This window comes from Delftia sp. 11MD (assembly GCF_050907895.1).
In the GTDB taxonomy this organism is placed as follows: Bacteria; Pseudomonadota; Gammaproteobacteria; order Burkholderiales; family Burkholderiaceae_C; genus Comamonas; species Comamonas tsuruhatensis.
This window is the reverse complement of sequence record NZ_CP194333.1, coordinates 3,653,698-3,668,795: the sequence shown is the minus strand read 5'-3', so window position 1 is coordinate 3,668,795 and position 15,098 is coordinate 3,653,698. Positions and strand designations below refer to the sequence as shown.

At 63.2% G+C, this 15,098-nt stretch carries 13 protein-coding genes; 9 read left to right on the top strand and 4 right to left on the bottom strand.

The window, feature by feature from the left end; translation table 11 throughout:
* Positions 1 to 152 precede the first annotated feature (152 nt).
* From ACRSCF_RS16600 to ACRSCF_RS16560, 9 genes are all read left to right on the top strand, one after another.
* Positions 153 to 1,388, top strand: a complete 1,236-nt coding sequence (locus ACRSCF_RS16600) for a branched-chain amino acid ABC transporter substrate-binding protein (protein WP_016452910.1) — start codon at positions 153 to 155, stop codon at positions 1,386 to 1,388.
* Positions 1,389 to 1,629: 241 nt separating this feature from the next.
* Positions 1,630 to 2,865, top strand: coding sequence for a branched-chain amino acid ABC transporter substrate-binding protein (locus ACRSCF_RS16595; RefSeq protein WP_043790376.1), 1,236 nt, complete (start codon positions 1,630 to 1,632; stop codon positions 2,863 to 2,865).
* A gap of 52 nt (positions 2,866 to 2,917) precedes the next feature.
* Positions 2,918 to 3,871, top strand: coding sequence for a branched-chain amino acid ABC transporter permease (locus ACRSCF_RS16590; protein WP_017405244.1), 954 nt, complete (start codon positions 2,918 to 2,920; stop codon positions 3,869 to 3,871).
* 4 nt (positions 3,872 to 3,875) lie between these two features.
* Entirely contained in the window at positions 3,876 to 5,240 is a 1,365-nt protein-coding gene (locus ACRSCF_RS16585) for a branched-chain amino acid ABC transporter permease (RefSeq protein WP_046238373.1), read from the top strand.
* A gap of 3 nt (positions 5,241 to 5,243) precedes the next feature.
* Entirely contained in the window at positions 5,244 to 6,071 is an 828-nt protein-coding gene (locus ACRSCF_RS16580; protein WP_013802770.1) for an ABC transporter ATP-binding protein, read from the top strand.
* Positions 6,072 to 6,081: 10 nt separating this feature from the next.
* A complete protein-coding gene (locus tag ACRSCF_RS16575) occupies positions 6,082 to 6,777 on the top strand; it encodes an ABC transporter ATP-binding protein (RefSeq protein WP_016446753.1) in 696 nt (231 codons plus the stop codon).
* Positions 6,778 to 6,927: 150 nt separating this feature from the next.
* The gene (locus tag ACRSCF_RS16570; RefSeq protein ID WP_017405242.1) at positions 6,928 to 9,039 is read left to right on the top strand and encodes a 3-hydroxyacyl-CoA dehydrogenase NAD-binding domain-containing protein; all 2,112 of its coding nucleotides are present in this window, start codon (positions 6,928 to 6,930) and stop codon (positions 9,037 to 9,039) included.
* A gap of 59 nt (positions 9,040 to 9,098) precedes the next feature.
* Positions 9,099 to 10,274 (top strand): acetyl-CoA C-acyltransferase, encoded by a 1,176-nt coding sequence (locus ACRSCF_RS16565; protein WP_016446755.1) that lies wholly within the window; start codon positions 9,099 to 9,101, stop codon positions 10,272 to 10,274.
* 108 nt (positions 10,275 to 10,382) lie between these two features.
* Positions 10,383 to 12,227, top strand: coding sequence for an acyl-CoA dehydrogenase (locus ACRSCF_RS16560; RefSeq protein ID WP_133073016.1), 1,845 nt, complete (start codon positions 10,383 to 10,385; stop codon positions 12,225 to 12,227).
* 68 nt (positions 12,228 to 12,295) lie between these two features.
* Here the strand turns inward: ACRSCF_RS16560 and ACRSCF_RS16555 are convergent, their stop codons facing one another.
* The 4 genes from ACRSCF_RS16555 to ACRSCF_RS16540 form a co-directional block, all read right to left on the bottom strand.
* Positions 12,296 to 12,691 (bottom strand): hypothetical protein, encoded by a 396-nt coding sequence (locus ACRSCF_RS16555; RefSeq protein WP_223275197.1) that lies wholly within the window; start codon positions 12,689 to 12,691, stop codon positions 12,296 to 12,298.
* 223 nt (positions 12,692 to 12,914) lie between these two features.
* Positions 12,915 to 13,742, bottom strand: a complete 828-nt coding sequence (locus tag ACRSCF_RS16550) for a hypothetical protein (protein ID WP_034363979.1) — start codon at positions 13,740 to 13,742, stop codon at positions 12,915 to 12,917.
* A 553-nt stretch (positions 13,743 to 14,295) separates the two neighbouring features.
* Positions 14,296 to 14,760, bottom strand: a complete 465-nt coding sequence (locus tag ACRSCF_RS16545) for a GNAT family N-acetyltransferase (RefSeq protein ID WP_016446760.1) — start codon at positions 14,758 to 14,760, stop codon at positions 14,296 to 14,298.
* Positions 14,761 to 14,880: 120 nt separating this feature from the next.
* The gene (locus tag ACRSCF_RS16540) at positions 14,881 to 15,093 is read right to left on the bottom strand and encodes a hypothetical protein (RefSeq protein WP_026062350.1); all 213 of its coding nucleotides are present in this window, start codon (positions 15,091 to 15,093) and stop codon (positions 14,881 to 14,883) included.
* Between the last annotated feature and the right edge of the window lie 5 nt (positions 15,094 to 15,098).

Here is a 15,098-nt window from a genome sequence, read left to right as displayed (position 1 = left end):
CCGTGCCAGGGCATGCGGGGGCATGTGCTGATAGGGGCGGCCGGTCCGAGTCTCGTCGGCGATAGCCGCTAGGGGCAATCACCGATCGGTGCGGGGCAAGGGGACCATTACCCTGAGCCTCGCCCAGAAACCACCACAAGAGGAGACGCTTCATGAAGTTTGCGATCAAGGCATTGACGGCATCCCTGGCCCTGGCTTGCGCCACGGGCGCCATGGCCCAGAAGGGCGAGACGGTGAAGGTTGCGTGGATCGACCCGCTGTCCGGCCTCATGGCCGCGCTGGGTTCCAACCAGCTCAAGAGCCTGCAGTACATCGCCGAGGAGCTCAACAAGGGCACGGCCTCGGGCGTGAAGTTCGAGATCATCGGCATCGACAACAAACTCAGCCCGCAGGAAACCACGGCAGCCCTGCGCTCGGCCATGGACCAGGGCGTGCGCTACGTCTTCCAGGGCAACGGCTCGGGCCCGGCCCTGGCCATCATGGACGCGCTGGAAAAGCACAACGCGCGCAACAAGGGCAAGGAAGTCGTCTACCTGAACTATGCGGCGGTGGACCCGGACCTGACCAACAGCAAGTGCAGCTACTGGCACTTCCGCCTGGATGCCGACACCTCCATGAAGATGGAGGCCCTGACCACGTACATGAAGGACGTGCCGGAGGTCAAGAAGGTCTACCTGATCAACCAGAACTACTCGCATGGCCAGCAGGTCTCCAAGTACGCCAAGGAGATGCTCAAGCGCAAGCGCCCCGATGTGGAGATCGTGGGCGACGACTTCTCGCCTCTGGCCCAGGTGCGCGACTTCGCCCCCTACATCGCCAAGATCAAGCAATCGGGCGCCGACTCGGTGATCACGGGCAACTGGGGCTCGGACCTGGCGCTGCTGATCAAGGCCGCCAGCGACGCGGGCCTGAACAACGTCAAGTTCTATACCTACTACGCCATTGCCACGGGCGCGCCCACGGCCATGGGCGCGGCCGCCGCCGACAAGGTCTACATGGTGGGCTACGGCCACCTGAACCTGCCCGGCCCGCTGGACCGCATCACCAAGGGCTACAAGGCCAAGTTCAACGACGACATGTACACCGGCTCGCTGTACTCGGGCCTGACCATGCTGGACCAGGCCTTCCTGCGCGCCAAGACCACGGACCCGGCCAAGGTGGCGGCCACCATGGAGGGCATGAAGTTCAACAGCCTCAACGGCGAAGTCGAGATGCGCAAGACCGACCACCAGCTGCAGCAGGGCCTGTTCATCTCGCGCTGGGAAAAGGCCGGGGGCAAGTACCCGATGGACTCGGAGAACACCGGCTACACCTTTGTGCCCGTGAAATATTACGAGCCCTATGTGGCCAGTACCCCCACCTCATGCCAGATGAAGCGTCCTTCATGACGCCCAGGCAGGCTGGCTGACTTCGCAAGGGGCGCGAGGCGCCCCTTTCTTTTGCCTGAAATCGGTCAAAACACGGGTTCATGGGCTGATCGATGGCGATCTGTCGCCAATGTGTCCCGGACTGCGGCGAAGTCGCATGCGCGATAGTTTCTAAGGCATTCCCCGAAGGGAAATTGTCATTCAGGCGTTAGTCTGGCGCCAATACAGATATCCGAATCAACCGGAAAAAGGAGACAGAAAAATGAAGTGGATCGTGCATTCGGTGGCCGCCTCGGCCATGCTGGCCTGTGCCTCGGGCGCCTGGGCGCAAAAGGGCGAGACGGTGAAGATTGGCTGGATCGACCCGCTGTCGGGCCTGATGGCCGCCGTGGGCACGAACCAGCTCAAGACCTTCCAGCTGATGGCCGAGGAGTTCAACAAGAAAAATGCCTCGGGCGTGAAGTTCGAGATCATCCCGCTGGACAACAAGCTCAGCCCGCAGGAGACCACGGCCGTGCTGCGCTCGGCCATGGACCAGGGCGCACGCTACGTGGTGCAGGGCAACGGCTCGGGCCCGGCCCTGGCCATCATGGATGCGCTGGAAAAGCACAACGCGCGCAACAAGGGCAAGGAAGTCGTCTACCTCAACTACGCGGCCGTGGACCCGGACCTGACCAACAGCAAGTGCAGCTACTGGCACTTCCGCCTGGATGCGGACACCTCCATGAAGATGGAAGCGCTGACGACCTATATGAAGGACGTGCCCGAGGTCAAGAAGGTCTACCTGATCAACCAGAACTACTCGCACGGCCAGCAGGTCTCCAAGTACGCCAAGGAAATGCTCAAGGCCAAGCGGCCCGACGTGCAGGTGGTGGGCGATGACTTCGCGCCGCTGGCCCAGGTGCGCGACTTCGCGCCCTACATCGCCAAGATCAAGCAATCGGGCGCCGATACGGTGATCACGGGCAACTGGGGCTCTGACCTGTCGCTGCTGCTCAAGGCGGCCAATGACGCGGGCCTGAACAACGTCAAGTTCTACACCTACTACGCCTTCGGCTCGGGCTCGCCCACGGCCATGGGCGCGGCGTCCGACGGCAAGGTCTACACCGTGGGCTACGGCCACTACAACATGGGGGGGGCCATCCAGCCGCTGATGGCCGAGTTCAAGAAGAAGATGAACGACGACCTCACGCAAAGCTCGATCTACCACGTGTTCGCGCTGCTGGATGCGGCCTTTGCCAAGACCGGCGGCACTGACCCCGTCAAGGTGGCAGCCGCGCTGGAGGGCATGAAGCTCAAGAGCTTCAACGGCGAAGTGGAGATGCGCAAGACCGACCACCAGCTGCAGCAGGGCCTGTACATCACGCGCTGGGAAAAGGCCGGCGGCAAGAACCCCTATGACGCCGAGAACACGGGCTACACCTTCGCCCCGGTGAAGTACTACGAGCCCTACGTGGCCAGCACGCCCACGTCCTGCCAGATGAAGCGTCCGTCCTGAGAGCGGCCCGCACCGCTTCCTGTCCCCAACGCACCGAAACCAAGGCCTTTCGATGACGCTTGAGTTCTTCACCATATCGCTGCTCAACGGCGTGAGCTATGGACTGCTGCTGTTCATGCTCAGCTCGGGGCTGACGCTGATCTTCAGCATGATGGGCGTGCTCAACTTCGCCCACACCAGCTTCTACATGCTGGGCGCGTACTTCGGCTACACGCTCAGCGGCATCATCGGCTTCTGGGGCGCGCTGTTCGTCGCGCCCCTGCTGGTGGGCGCGCTGGGCGCCATGTTCGAGCGCTACAGCCTGCGCCGCGTGCACAAGTACGGCCATGTGCCAGAACTGCTCGTGACCTTCGGCCTGTCCTACCTCATCCTCGAGGTGGTGCAGCTGGTCTGGGGCCGGGGCACCGTGCCCTACGGCCTGCCGCCCGCGCTGCAGGGCCCGCTGTTCACGCTGTACGGCACGCAGTTCCCGCGCTCGCGCTCCTTCGTGATGCTGGTGGCAATGTTGATGCTCGTGGCCGTCTGGCTGCTGCTGACGCGCACGCGCATCGGCCTGGTCATCCAGGCCGCGCTCAAGAACCCCGAGATGGTGGAGGCGCTGGGCCACAACGTGCCGCGCGTGTTCATGATGGTGTTCGGCGGCGGCTGCGCGCTGGCGGGGCTGGCCGGCGTCATCGGCGGCAACACGTATGTGACCGAGCCGGCCATGGCCATGTCGGTCGGCTCCATCATCTTCGTGGTGGTGGTGGTCGGCGGCATGGGCTCGCTGGCGGGGGCCTTCGTGGCCTCGCTGCTGATCGGCGTCGTGCAGACCTTTGCCGTGGCCATCGACTGGTCGCTGGCCAGCCTGCTGACCTCGCTGGGCAGCCCGGTCGGCGAGCAGACCTTCGGCTGGCCGCTGCTCAAGCTCACCATTTCCCAGGTCGCGCCCATCCTGCCCTACCTGTTCCTGGTGCTGATCCTCATCTTCCGGCCCAAGGGCCTCCTGGGCACGCGGGGAGATTGACACCATGTCCTCGATCACCAAAACGACCATGACATCCACTGCCGCAAAAGGCGCTTCGGGCGCTTCAGGGGCTGCGGGCGCGGGGCGCCACTACAGCTTCCAGCCGCTCAACATCGGCCGCATCCTGATCTGGGGCGCCTTCGCCCTGGCGCTGATCGTCGCGCCGCTGGTGTTCACCAGCAGCCTGGCGCTGACCATGCTCAGCCAGATCGGCTATCTCATCATCATCTGCCTGTCCTACAACATCCTGCTGGGGCAGGGCGGCATGCTGAGCTTCGGCCATGCGGTCTACACGGGGCTGGGCTCGTTCATCGCCATCCATGCGATGAACCGGGCCAGCTCCGGCGACTGGGGCATTCCGCTGGTGCTGATTCCCGTCATCGGCGGCCTGGGCGGCATGTTCTTCGCGGCCCTGCTGGGCTATGTGACCACCAAGAAGTCGGGCACCACCTTCGCCATGATCACCATGGGCATCGGCGAGCTGGTGGCGTCCATGGCGCTGATGTTCCCCGAGTTCTTCGGGGGCGAGGGCGGCATCACCACCGACCGCGTCTACGGCAAGCCCTTCTTCGGGCTGACCTTCGGCTCGGGCATGGAGGTGTACTACCTGATCGCCGCCTACTGCTTCGTCTGCACGGCCGCCATGTTCGCCTTCACGGGCACGCCGCTGGGGCGCATGCTCAACGCCGTGCGCGACAACCCCGAGCGCGTGGAGTTCGTGGGCTACAACACGCAGCGCGTGCGCTACTTCGCCTTCATCATCGCGGGCTTCTTCGCGGGCGTGGGCGGGGGGCTTGCGGCCATCAATTTCGAGATCATCACGGCCATGGACAGCGTGAGCGTCATGCGCTCGGGCTCGTACCTGCTGTTCACCTTCCTGGGCGGCGCCACCTTCTTCTTCGGACCCATCATCGGCGCCGTGCTGCTGGTGCTGGCCTCGGTGCTGCTGTCGGAGCTGACCAAGGCCTGGCTGCTGTACCTGGGTCTGGTGTTCCTGCTGATGGTGATGTATGCGCCCGGTGGCGTTGCCAGCCTGATCATGATGAACCTGCGCGTGGCGCGCTTCGGCAAGTGGCGCCGGCTGGCCCAGCCCTACCTGGCCATCGCGGCCAGCGCCCTGGTCATGATCGTGGGCGGCGCGGCCATCGTCGAGATGATCTACCACCTGCAGCTCAATGCGGCCCTGGGTCCCCAGGTCTCGTTCATGGGCGTGCAGCTCGATACCAGCTCGGCCTCCACCTGGACTCTGGCCGTTGCCGTCTTCGTCGTGGGCCTGGGCCTGCTGGAAGTGGCCCGGCGCTGGTGCCTGCGGCGCTGGGAGCGTATCCAGGAAGAGATCGAAGAAGCCATCAAGCGCGGGGAGGGCTGAACCATGTCCAGCATTGCAATCGAACGACCAGGCACTGCCGCCGCTGCCGCGACCGGCGAGGCCACCTACGCGCTGGAGCTGCGCGACCTGTACAAGCGCTTCGGCAAGGCCGAGATCATCCGCGGCGCCCAACTGGCCGTGAAGCCGGGCGAGCGCGTGGCCATCATCGGCCCCAACGGCGCGGGCAAGAGCACGCTGTTCAACCTGATCAGCGGCCGCTTCGAGCCCACCAGCGGCCAGGTGCTGCTCAACGGCCAGCGCATCGACGGCAAGAAGCCCTATGAAATCAACCGCATGGGGCTGTCGCGCAGTTTCCAGATCACCAATATCTTTCCCAAGCTCAGCGTGTTCGAGAACCTGCGCTGCAGCGTGCTGTGGAGCCTGGGCTACCGCTACAGCTGCTGGCGCTTCCTGTCCAAGCTGCGCGATGCCAACGCCCGCGCCGATGAGCTGATGGAGATGATCGGCCTGCACAGAAAGCGCGACACGCTGGCGGTGAACCTCACCTATGCCGAACAGCGCGCGCTGGAGATCGGCATCACCATCGGCGGCGGCGCCGGCGTCATCCTGCTGGACGAACCCACGGCCGGCATGAGCAACAGCGAAACGGCCCACTTCATCCAGCTGATCAAGAAGGTCACCGAAGGCAAGACCCTGCTGACCGTGGAGCACGACATGGGCGTGGTCTTCGGCCTGGCCGACAAGATCGCCGTCGTGGTCTACGGCGAAGTCATCGCCTACGACACGCCCGAGGCCGTGCGTGCCAATCCACGCGTGCAGGAGGCCTATCTGGGCTCGTCCGTGGCGGATCAACAAGCTGGTGCACATTGAGGGAGCGCGGATGCTGAACATCAACAACCTGCATGCCTACTACGGCAAAAGCCATGTGCTGCATGGCGTGGAATTTTCCGTACAGCCCGGCGAGATCGTCGCGCTGCTGGGGCGCAATGGCTCGGGCCGCTCCACCACGGCCAAGGCCATCATGGGACTGGTGCACTGGGAGGGCGCGCTGGAGTGGAAGGGCCAGAGCCTGACTGGCAGAAAGGCCTACGAGATCGCTCACCTGGGCCTGGGCTACGTGCCCGAGAGCCGCGACGTGTTCCCCAATCTCACCGTGCACCAGAACCTGCTGCTGGGACAGAAGGGAAAGGGCCGGGACAGCCGCTGGGGCTTCGACGACATGTACGCCATGTTCCCGCGCCTGAAGGAGCGCCAGCACACCGAGGCCGGCGTGATGTCGGGCGGCGAGCAGCAGATGCTGACCCTGTGCCGCACGCTGATGGGCGACCCCGACCTGATCATCATCGACGAGCCCACCGAGGGCCTGGCTCCCAAGATCGTCGAGCTGGTGGGCGAGTACCTGCAAAAGATCAAGCAGCGCGGCGTGTCCGTGCTGCTGATCGAGCAAAAGCTCACCATTGCCATGAGCATCTCGGACCGGGCCCTGGTCATGGGTCATGGGCGCATCGTCTTCGACGGCACGCCCGACGGGCTGCGCGCCGATCAGAAGGTGCGCAAGGAGTGGCTGGAGGTCTGATGCCGTACAAGGCTGGGCATGCTGCCCGGCAGGCGGCCTGGACCACGGCGCTTGTCCCGCTTGGGACAAACCGCAGTGGCGCCGGCCCGCGTTTTTTTTACAATCAAAATCGCACGATCGTTCTTTTTCTATCGCATAGGGGACAACAGCATGACTGCTGAATACAAAGTGGACGGTGCCATCGCCGTCATCACCTTGAACAATCCGCCGGTCAACGGCCTGGGACTATCCACGCGGCGGGGCATCGTCGAGGGGCTGGACAAGGCGTACGCCGACCCAGCCGTCAAGGCCATCGTCATCACGGGCGCCGGCAAGGCTTTTTCGGGCGGTGCCGATATCAACGAGTTCGGCAAGGAAGAGGCGTATCGCGAGCCGCACCTGGTCTCGCTGATCAACTCCCTGGACCAGGGCAGCAAGCCCGTGGTGGCCGCCATCCATACCGTCTGCATGGGCGGCGGGCTGGAGCTGGCGCTGGGCTGCAACTACCGCGTGGCCGCTCCCGGCACCCTGGTGGCCCTGCCTGAAGTCAAGCTGGGCCTGCTGCCCGGTGCAGGCGGCACGCAGCGCTTGCCGCGCGTGCTGGGCGTGGAGACCGCGCTGAACATGATCGTCAGCGGCGAGCCGGTCAAGAGCGAGCTGCTGGCCTCCATCCCCGGCCAGAAGCTGTTCGACAAGATGGCCGCCTCGCCCGAGTCCCTGCTGGACGAGGCCAAGGCCTTTGCGCTGGAAGTGGCCGACAAGCACGCGGCGGGTGGTCCGCTGCCGCGCGTGCGCGACCTGCCCTGCAAGCATCCCCAGGGCGACGCCTACTTCCAGTTCGCACGCAACATGGTCAAGGGCATGGCCAAGAACTACCCGGCCCCGGCCCGCTGCGTGGACACGGTGGAGAACGCCGCGCGCAAGAAGTTCGACGAGGGCATGGCCCTGGAGCGCGAAGCCTTCATGCAACTGATGTGGTCGCCCGAGTCGCGCGCACTGCGCCACCTGTTCATGGCCGAGCGCGCGGCCTCCAAGATCGCCGACGTGCCCTCGGACACGCCAGTGCGCGAGATCAAGACCGTGGGCGTCATCGGTGCGGGCACCATGGGCGGCGGCATCTCCATGAACTTCCTGAACGCGGGCATCCCCGTGACCATCCTGGAGACCAAGCAGGAAGCGCTGGACCGTGGCGTGGCCACCATCCGCAAGAACTACGAAGCCCAGGTCAAGAAGGGCAAGCTCACCCAGGAAAAGTACGACCAGCGCATGGCCCTGCTGAGCACCACGCTGTCGTATGACGCGCTCAAGAACGCTGACCTCATCATCGAGGCGGTGTTCGAGGAACTGGGCGTCAAGGAAACCGTGTTCAAGCAACTGGACGAGGTGGCCAAGCCTGGTGCCATCCTGGCCTCCAACACCTCCACGCTGGACGTGGACAAGATCGCCGCCTTCACCAAGCGCCCGCAGGACGTGGTGGGCATGCACTTCTTCAGCCCCGCCAACGTGATGAAACTGCTGGAAGTGGTGCGCGGCAAGCACACCGCCAAGGACGTGCTGGCCACCGTGATGAAGCTGGCCAAGAAGATCAAGAAGACCGCCGTGGTCTCTGGCGTGTGCGACGGCTTCATCGGCAACCGCATGATCGAGCAATACTCGCGCCAGGCCGGCTTCCTGCTGGACGAAGGCGCCACGCCCGCCCAGGTGGACAAGGCCATCGAGAAGTTCGGCTTCGCCATGGGCCCGTTCCGCATGGGCGATCTGGCCGGCAACGACATCGGCTGGGCCATCCGCAAGCGCCGCGCCGTCGAGCGCGCCGACATGAAGTACAGCCGCACGGCCGACAAGCTGTGCGAGCTGGGCCGCTTCGGCCAGAAGACCGGTGCGGGCTGGTACGACTACCAGGCGGGCAAGCGCGACGCCATCCCGTCCGAGCTGGTCAACCAGATGATCGAGTCGCATCGCAAGGAGCTGGGCATCACCCCGCGCAAGATCTCCGATGAGGAAATCGTCCAGCGCCTGGTCTTCGCCCTGGTCAACGAAGGCGCCCACATCCTGGAAGACGGCATCGCCGGCAAGTCGGGCGATATCGACATGGTCTACCTGACCGGCTACGGCTTTCCCATCTGGCGCGGCGGCCCCATGCACTATGCGGGCGAGGTCGGTCTGTTCAACGTGGTCCAGGCCATGAACCGCTTCGCCAGGAACCCCAACGACGACGCCGATTTCTGGCAGCCAGCCCCGCTGCTGGCAAAGCTGGCGGCCGAAGGCAAGCAATTCAGCTGAGACGTGCGGCGCACGAACTTTTTGCGAACCACCGCAAACCCGCCATACAAGGAATATCCATGACATCCGCCGTGATCGTTTCCACCGCCCGCACCCCCCTGGCCAAGAGCTGGAAGGGTGCCTTCAACATGACCCATGGCGCCACGCTGGGCGGCCATGCCGTGCAGCACGCCGTGCAGCGCGCAGGCGTTGACCCCGCCGCCGTCGATGACGTGATCATGGGCTGCGCCAACCCCGAAGGCGCCACCGGCATGAACATTGCGCGCCAGATCGCGCTCAAGGCCGGCCTGCCCATCACCGCGTCGGGCATGACCATCAACCGCTTCTGCTCCTCGGGCCTGCAGACCATTGCCACCGCATCGCAGCGCATCATCGCGGGCGAGGGCGATGTCTACGTGGCCGGCGGCGTGGAATCCATCTCCTGCGTGCAGCAGGAAATGAACCTGCACATGATCCAGGACCTGGCCCTGGCCAAGCAAAAGCCCGAGATCTACTGGAGCATGCTGCAGACCGCCGAACAGGTCGCCAAGCGCTACGGCATCGGGCGTGACGCCATGGACGAATACGGCGCCGCCAGCCAGCAAAAGGCCTGCGCGGCCCAGGCCGCCGGCCTGCTGGATGCCGAGATCGCCCCCATCACCGTGACCATGGGCGTGGCCGACAAGGTGCGCGGCCTGATCACCAAGGAAGTGACCTGCAGCAAGGACGAGGGCGTGCGCGAGGGCACGACCAAGGAAGGCATCTCGGGCATCCGCCCCGCGCTGCCCGGCGGTGTGATCTCGGCCGGCAATGCCAGCCAGTTCTCCGACGGCGCAGGCGCCTGCGTGGTGGTGAGCGAGGACTATGCATCGCGCAACAACCTCAAGCCCATCGGCCGCTTCCTGGGCTTTGCCGTCGCCGGCTGCGAGCCTGACGAAATGGGCATCGGCCCCGTCTTCGCGGTGCCCAAGGTGCTCAAGAAGCTGGGCCTGACGGTGCAGGACATCGACCTGTGGGAGCTCAATGAAGCCTTTGCCGTGCAGGTGCTGTACTGCCGGGACAAGCTGGGCATCCCCAACGATCGTCTCAATGTGAACGGCGGCGCCATTGCCCTGGGCCATCCCTATGGCGTGTCGGGCCAGCGCCTGACCGGCCATGCCCTGATCGAAGGCAAGCGCCGCGGTGCCAAGCGTGTCTGCGTGACCATGTGCATCGGCGGCGGCATGGGTGCCGCCGGCGTGTTCGAAGTGCTGTAAGTACAGGTGGCGGCTGCGGCCGCCACCGCCTGTTCCCGTTACTCCTGTTGGCCGCACGCGCTCCCTCTGGCGGCGCCTGCGGCTTCTTTTTTGATTCCGGACCCCACCATGCGCCTGCGTTCCACCATCGATTTCCTGCTCTATGAATGGCTGCGCGCCGATGCGCTGGGCGAGCGCGAGCGCTTTGCCGACCATTCGCGCGACACCTTCGATGCCGTGCTCGACACCTGCGAGCGCATCGCCCGCGAGAAATACGCTCCCTTCAACCGCACCGTGGACACGCAGGAGCCGCAGTTCGACGGCGAGAAAGTCATCCTGCCCCGGTGCACCCACGATGCGCGCCAGGCCTATGCCGACTCGGGCATGCTCAGCGCCGCCCAGGACTACGACATCGGCGGCATGCAGCTGCCCTACACCGTGGAGGCGGCGGCCAACAGCTTCTTCGCGGCGGCCTCCATCAGCATCGGCTCCAACATGCTGACCTCGGGCAATGCCAACGCCATCATGGCCCACGGCACGGACATGCAAAAACAGGTCTTCGCCGCCAACGAATTCAACGGCCGCTGGGCCGGCACCATGTGCCTGTCCGAGCCCCAGGCCGGCTCCTCGCTGAGCGATATCGCCACCCGTGCCGAGCCCGATGGCGCCGACTTCGAGAGCGATGCGCTGGGCCCGCGCTACCGCCTCAAGGGCAACAAGATGTGGATCAGCGCGGGCGATCATGAGCTGACCGAGAACATCGTCCACCTCGTGCTGGCCAAGATCCCGGGGCCGGACGGCAAGCCCGTGCCCGGCGTCAAGGGCATCTCGCTGTTCATCGTGCCCAAGAAGCTCGTGGACACCGAAGGCCAGCTGACCGGCGAGCGCAACGACGTGGCCCTGGCCGGCCTCAACCACAAGCTGGGCTGGCGCGGCACCACCAACACGCTGCTGAACTTCGGGGAAGGGCGCTTTCCCGTGCGCGGCGGCGCCGGGGCCGTGGGCTACCTGGTCGGCAAGCCCGGCGAGGGCCTCAAATGCATGTTCCACATGATGAACGAGGCCCGCATCTCCATCGGCATGGCCGCCACCATGCTGGGCATGGCGGGCTACCACGCCAGCCTGGACTACGCGCAGAACCGCCCGCAGGGCCGGCCGATCAAGGGGGCGCCGGGTGCAGCCGGCAAGGATGCCACGCGGCCCCAGTCGCGCATCATCGAGCACGCCGACGTCAAGCGCATGCTGCTGGCGCAGAAGTCCTATTGCGAAGGCGCGCTGGCGCTGAACCTGTTCTGCGCGCGCCTGGTCGATGAGCAGCACACCGGCACGCCCGAATCCGTGGCCGAGGCCCGGCTGCTGCTGGAAGTGCTGACCCCCATCTCCAAGAGCTGGCCCAGCGAGTTCTGCCTGGAGGCCAACTCCCTGGCCATCCAGATCCACGGCGGCTACGGCTATACGCGCGACTTCCCCGTGGAGCAATACTGGCGCGACAACCGCCTGAACATGATCCACGAAGGCACGCACGGCATCCAGGCCATGGACCTGCTGGGCCGCAAGGTGCTCATGGAAGGCGGCAAGGGCCTGCAGCTGCTGGCCACGCGCATCAACGACACCATCCAGCGCGCCATGGCCCGGCCCGAACTGGCCGGGCATGCCAATGAACTGGCCAAGGCGCTGCAGGAAGTCGGCGCCACCACCAAGGCCGCATGGGCGACCGATGACCCGCAGCAGGCCCTGGCCAATGCCGTGCCGTATATGCAGGCTTTTGGCCACACGGTGCTGGCCTGGACCTGGCTGGACGTGTCCCTGGCCGTGCTGGACAAAGACCCGGGCCTGACCGCCCCCGCCAACGCTGGCCGCATGGCCGCCATGCGCTACTTCTTCGGCTACGAACTGCCGAAGATCGGCGCCTGGCTCAAAGTCGTGCGTGAGCGCGACATGACTTGCGCGCAGATGAGTGAAGAGGCGTTCTGAGGGAGTTGGCAGCACGGCTGCCGGAGGATGCAAAAAAGCGCGGACCATGTGGTCTGCGTTTTTTTATTTCAGGGATTTTCAGGACCGCTGGCGAGCCTGGCTTGCTCCATGACCCACTCCCTGGATTTTCCGCGAACGCACCATTCGGGCTTTTTGACCCAGTCTGTGAAATATATGGTGGGATGCCCTTCCAGAATATTGCAACGTGTATAGCCCAGCTTAGGCATCGCATAGTACTGCAGCGGAGTAATAAATATCAAAGAAACCAGTGCTGAAGAAATTCCAAGGGTGAAAATTATTGATAGTGCTTTATCGAATTTTCGTAGAATACTGTCGTTGCAGGGGATGGAATTCAGCACCGATACCAGTGCTAACGTAATAAAAATGAAAGGAGTCATGAAGATTGTTGGTGCGCCCGGCATGATTCTTATAGTTGGCGCGAGAGCATTTATGTCTTTCAGCATCGGGATTGTTTCCGCAAAGGAAAACCATAAACATCCGATGGATAGTAGAATGCTGATGGGTATTCCAAATATTGCAGATTTCCGAATATTTTTTACATCTCTCATATTTATTTTAAGGAACTGATTTTCTTTTGATTTGTCGCGAAGTATCTTGTGAAGTTGATTTTTTGGTTGGATCGTGATCCTTGGGTGATGCTTGCGTGCTGATAGATGGTAGCTGCCTTTATTGAATTGGGTTTTGATCTAGCTTATATATGCCTGGTGCTTTTTCATTGTTTACAGACTTTAGGGCTGTAATAACGTTTTGTTTTATTTTCCATCGCTGATCTGTGTAGTTGAGAAGTGCTCCAGTGGCAAATATGGCTAACGCCATCGCTCCTAGCGGAAAAATGACCAAAGTAGTAACGCTTGCAGTTAAGGCTCCCGCGCTTATTGCAATCATCGTCGCCAATCCCGCCTTGACCGCCTCCACTCCAATCCCACCCACAAGATCATGCATGGTCTTCTCGTCATTGAAGATGAAGTCCAGTGTCTCTATTCCGGTGCCCACCACCAGGCTCAGAAGGAACCCGCCCTTGGCCACATTCTGCAGACCGCGAATACCCAGGCCCATCTGGACCATGCGTGGATTGGCGGCAAGGAATCGCGTGCCTTGCAGCAACTGGCGGCGAAGTCCCGCGTAGCCCGTGATGATGATATAGGTGCCTGTGGCGGTTGTCTTGATATAGGAGCGGGCACCGGCCAGGCCCAATGCAATCAGCGTTTTGGTGATCAGGTACGCGTCGCTGACCATCAGGGAGGCGGGAGCGACCCAGGGTTTGCCTGCATTGGGGCTGGCGGTGTGTGTCCAGTATCGCCCAAGCGCACTGTGGGCCAGCATGGCATGCAGCGTGGCCGCCAGGCGAGGATTGTTGCGCGCCTTGTCGCTCAGTATGTCTGCGTATTCCTGTGGCGTGAGCACAATGGCATCGATCTGTTTCTGCTCCATTTGGCGAGCAAGCATGTCGGCATAGCCGATCTGATAGAAGGTGGCGGCAATGGAGGCTGGCATGGTGTATGGAGACGCTGGATCAGAAGCGGAATCGATGATTCCAGCCAATGCGCCTTGATCAATAAAGGCAATTTGACGGAAATGAGTGGTTGCAAGCAGGCGAATAATCCGCTGTCAGTGTCCAAGCGGGTTTCTGATGTTTGCTGTGCCAAGAGTCCTCATTTGATTTCATGGCCTGCACGAGGTCAATCAAAGAAGTCGCCCGCAGATCATTTTCAGAATTTTCCTTAGGACAATTCCTAAAATCAGGTTTGAAATGCCAGGTGAATAGAGATGCTGCCAATGAGCGTTTGGTCCCAGGCAGCGCCATTCGCCATGGGCGGTATTCACGGGGCACAAGCGCAGGCTGCCCGGCTCGGCCACGGGCATTTGCGGTGAAGGATGCGGGAGAGGTGGTCCGTACCGCCGCTGCGCTTGCGGGCAGGCTGTTGGACCGGGGTATGGGCTAAGGTCTTATCGTGCCGAATGCTTGCAGACGAGGACTCAGGGACCGGGTGTCAGCGCATCGGAAGCCTTGCAGGCGCTGAAGGCCGCCTGCCGGAGGGCGCATGCCTCAAAGATCCAGTCCGAGATAACGCGTGCCCGGCACGGGATTGAAGCTCACCGGTTCCGCATCCACAAAACCCAGGGACTCATACAGCCGCTGCGCAGCCTGGAACTCGGGCAGCACGTCCAGGCAGATGCGGGTGTAGCCCGCATGCCGTGCGGCGTCCAGGATGCCTTCCACCAGGCGGCGCCCCAGGTTCTCGCCGCGTACCGTGGGGCGCACGTAGACACGCTTCATTTCGCCTGTCTGCGCATCCACCTGGCGCAGGGCGGCGCAGCCCACGGGCTGGCCGTCTTTCCAGGCCAGCAGCACGCAGCCCTCGGGTGCGGCGTACTTGCCGGGCAGGGCGGCGAACTCGGTCTCGAAGTCCTGGAAGTCCAGGCTCACGGTGGGGCTGGCCACGTATTCCCGGAAGATGCGGACCACGGCGTCGAGGTCTTCGGGAAAGTGGGCGGGGCGGATATCGGTCATGTAAAGGCGTGTGCATGGCCCTGATGAAGGGCCCTGTCGTGCAAACAAAAAAGGGGCCAAGAGTAGGCCAGTATTTCAGGGATTTGGTTCGATCAGGCTTTGAGCGGCAGCTCCTTCTCTCTATCGTTGCTCGCACTTGCGCTTTTCCTGGGAAGCCTGCATGCCCGCATCCAAGCACTTGCTTCTCTCCACATGGTTCAGGACCAGCGGACCCAGCCAAACCGCCAATGCTGTCAGCGCCAAGGGCAGCACCACCAGCACCCACAGCATCCACTTCGCCTCACGCCGGAAATGCCCGGAGATTCCTGCGTTGGGCGATGCGGGATCTTTCATGGCGA

What these genes read in the sequence shown, in the direction of transcription:
- ACRSCF_RS16600 (WP_016452910.1), top strand. Translation starts at nt 153, where the DNA reads ATGAAGTTTGCGATCAAGGCATTGACGGCATCCCTGGCCCTGGCTTGC.
- ACRSCF_RS16595 (WP_043790376.1), top strand. Translation starts at nt 1,630, where the DNA reads ATGAAGTGGATCGTGCATTCGGTGGCCGCCTCGGCCATGCTGGCCTGT.
- ACRSCF_RS16590 (WP_017405244.1), top strand. Translation starts at nt 2,918, where the DNA reads ATGACGCTTGAGTTCTTCACCATATCGCTGCTCAACGGCGTGAGCTAT.
- ACRSCF_RS16585 (WP_046238373.1), top strand. Translation starts at nt 3,876, where the DNA reads ATGTCCTCGATCACCAAAACGACCATGACATCCACTGCCGCAAAAGGC.
- ACRSCF_RS16580 (WP_013802770.1), top strand. Translation starts at nt 5,244, where the DNA reads ATGTCCAGCATTGCAATCGAACGACCAGGCACTGCCGCCGCTGCCGCG.
- ACRSCF_RS16575 (WP_016446753.1), top strand. Translation starts at nt 6,082, where the DNA reads ATGCTGAACATCAACAACCTGCATGCCTACTACGGCAAAAGCCATGTG.
- ACRSCF_RS16570 (WP_017405242.1), top strand. Translation starts at nt 6,928, where the DNA reads ATGACTGCTGAATACAAAGTGGACGGTGCCATCGCCGTCATCACCTTG.
- ACRSCF_RS16565 (WP_016446755.1), top strand. Translation starts at nt 9,099, where the DNA reads ATGACATCCGCCGTGATCGTTTCCACCGCCCGCACCCCCCTGGCCAAG.
- ACRSCF_RS16560 (WP_133073016.1), top strand. Translation starts at nt 10,383, where the DNA reads ATGCGCCTGCGTTCCACCATCGATTTCCTGCTCTATGAATGGCTGCGC.
- ACRSCF_RS16555 (WP_223275197.1), bottom strand. Translation starts at nt 12,691, where the DNA reads ATGCTGAAAGACATAAATGCTCTCGCGCCAACTATAAGAATCATGCCG.
- ACRSCF_RS16550 (WP_034363979.1), bottom strand. Translation starts at nt 13,742, where the DNA reads ATGCCAGCCTCCATTGCCGCCACCTTCTATCAGATCGGCTATGCCGAC.
- ACRSCF_RS16545 (WP_016446760.1), bottom strand. Translation starts at nt 14,760, where the DNA reads ATGACCGATATCCGCCCCGCCCACTTTCCCGAAGACCTCGACGCCGTG.
- ACRSCF_RS16540 (WP_026062350.1), bottom strand. Translation starts at nt 15,093, where the DNA reads ATGAAAGATCCCGCATCGCCCAACGCAGGAATCTCCGGGCATTTCCGG.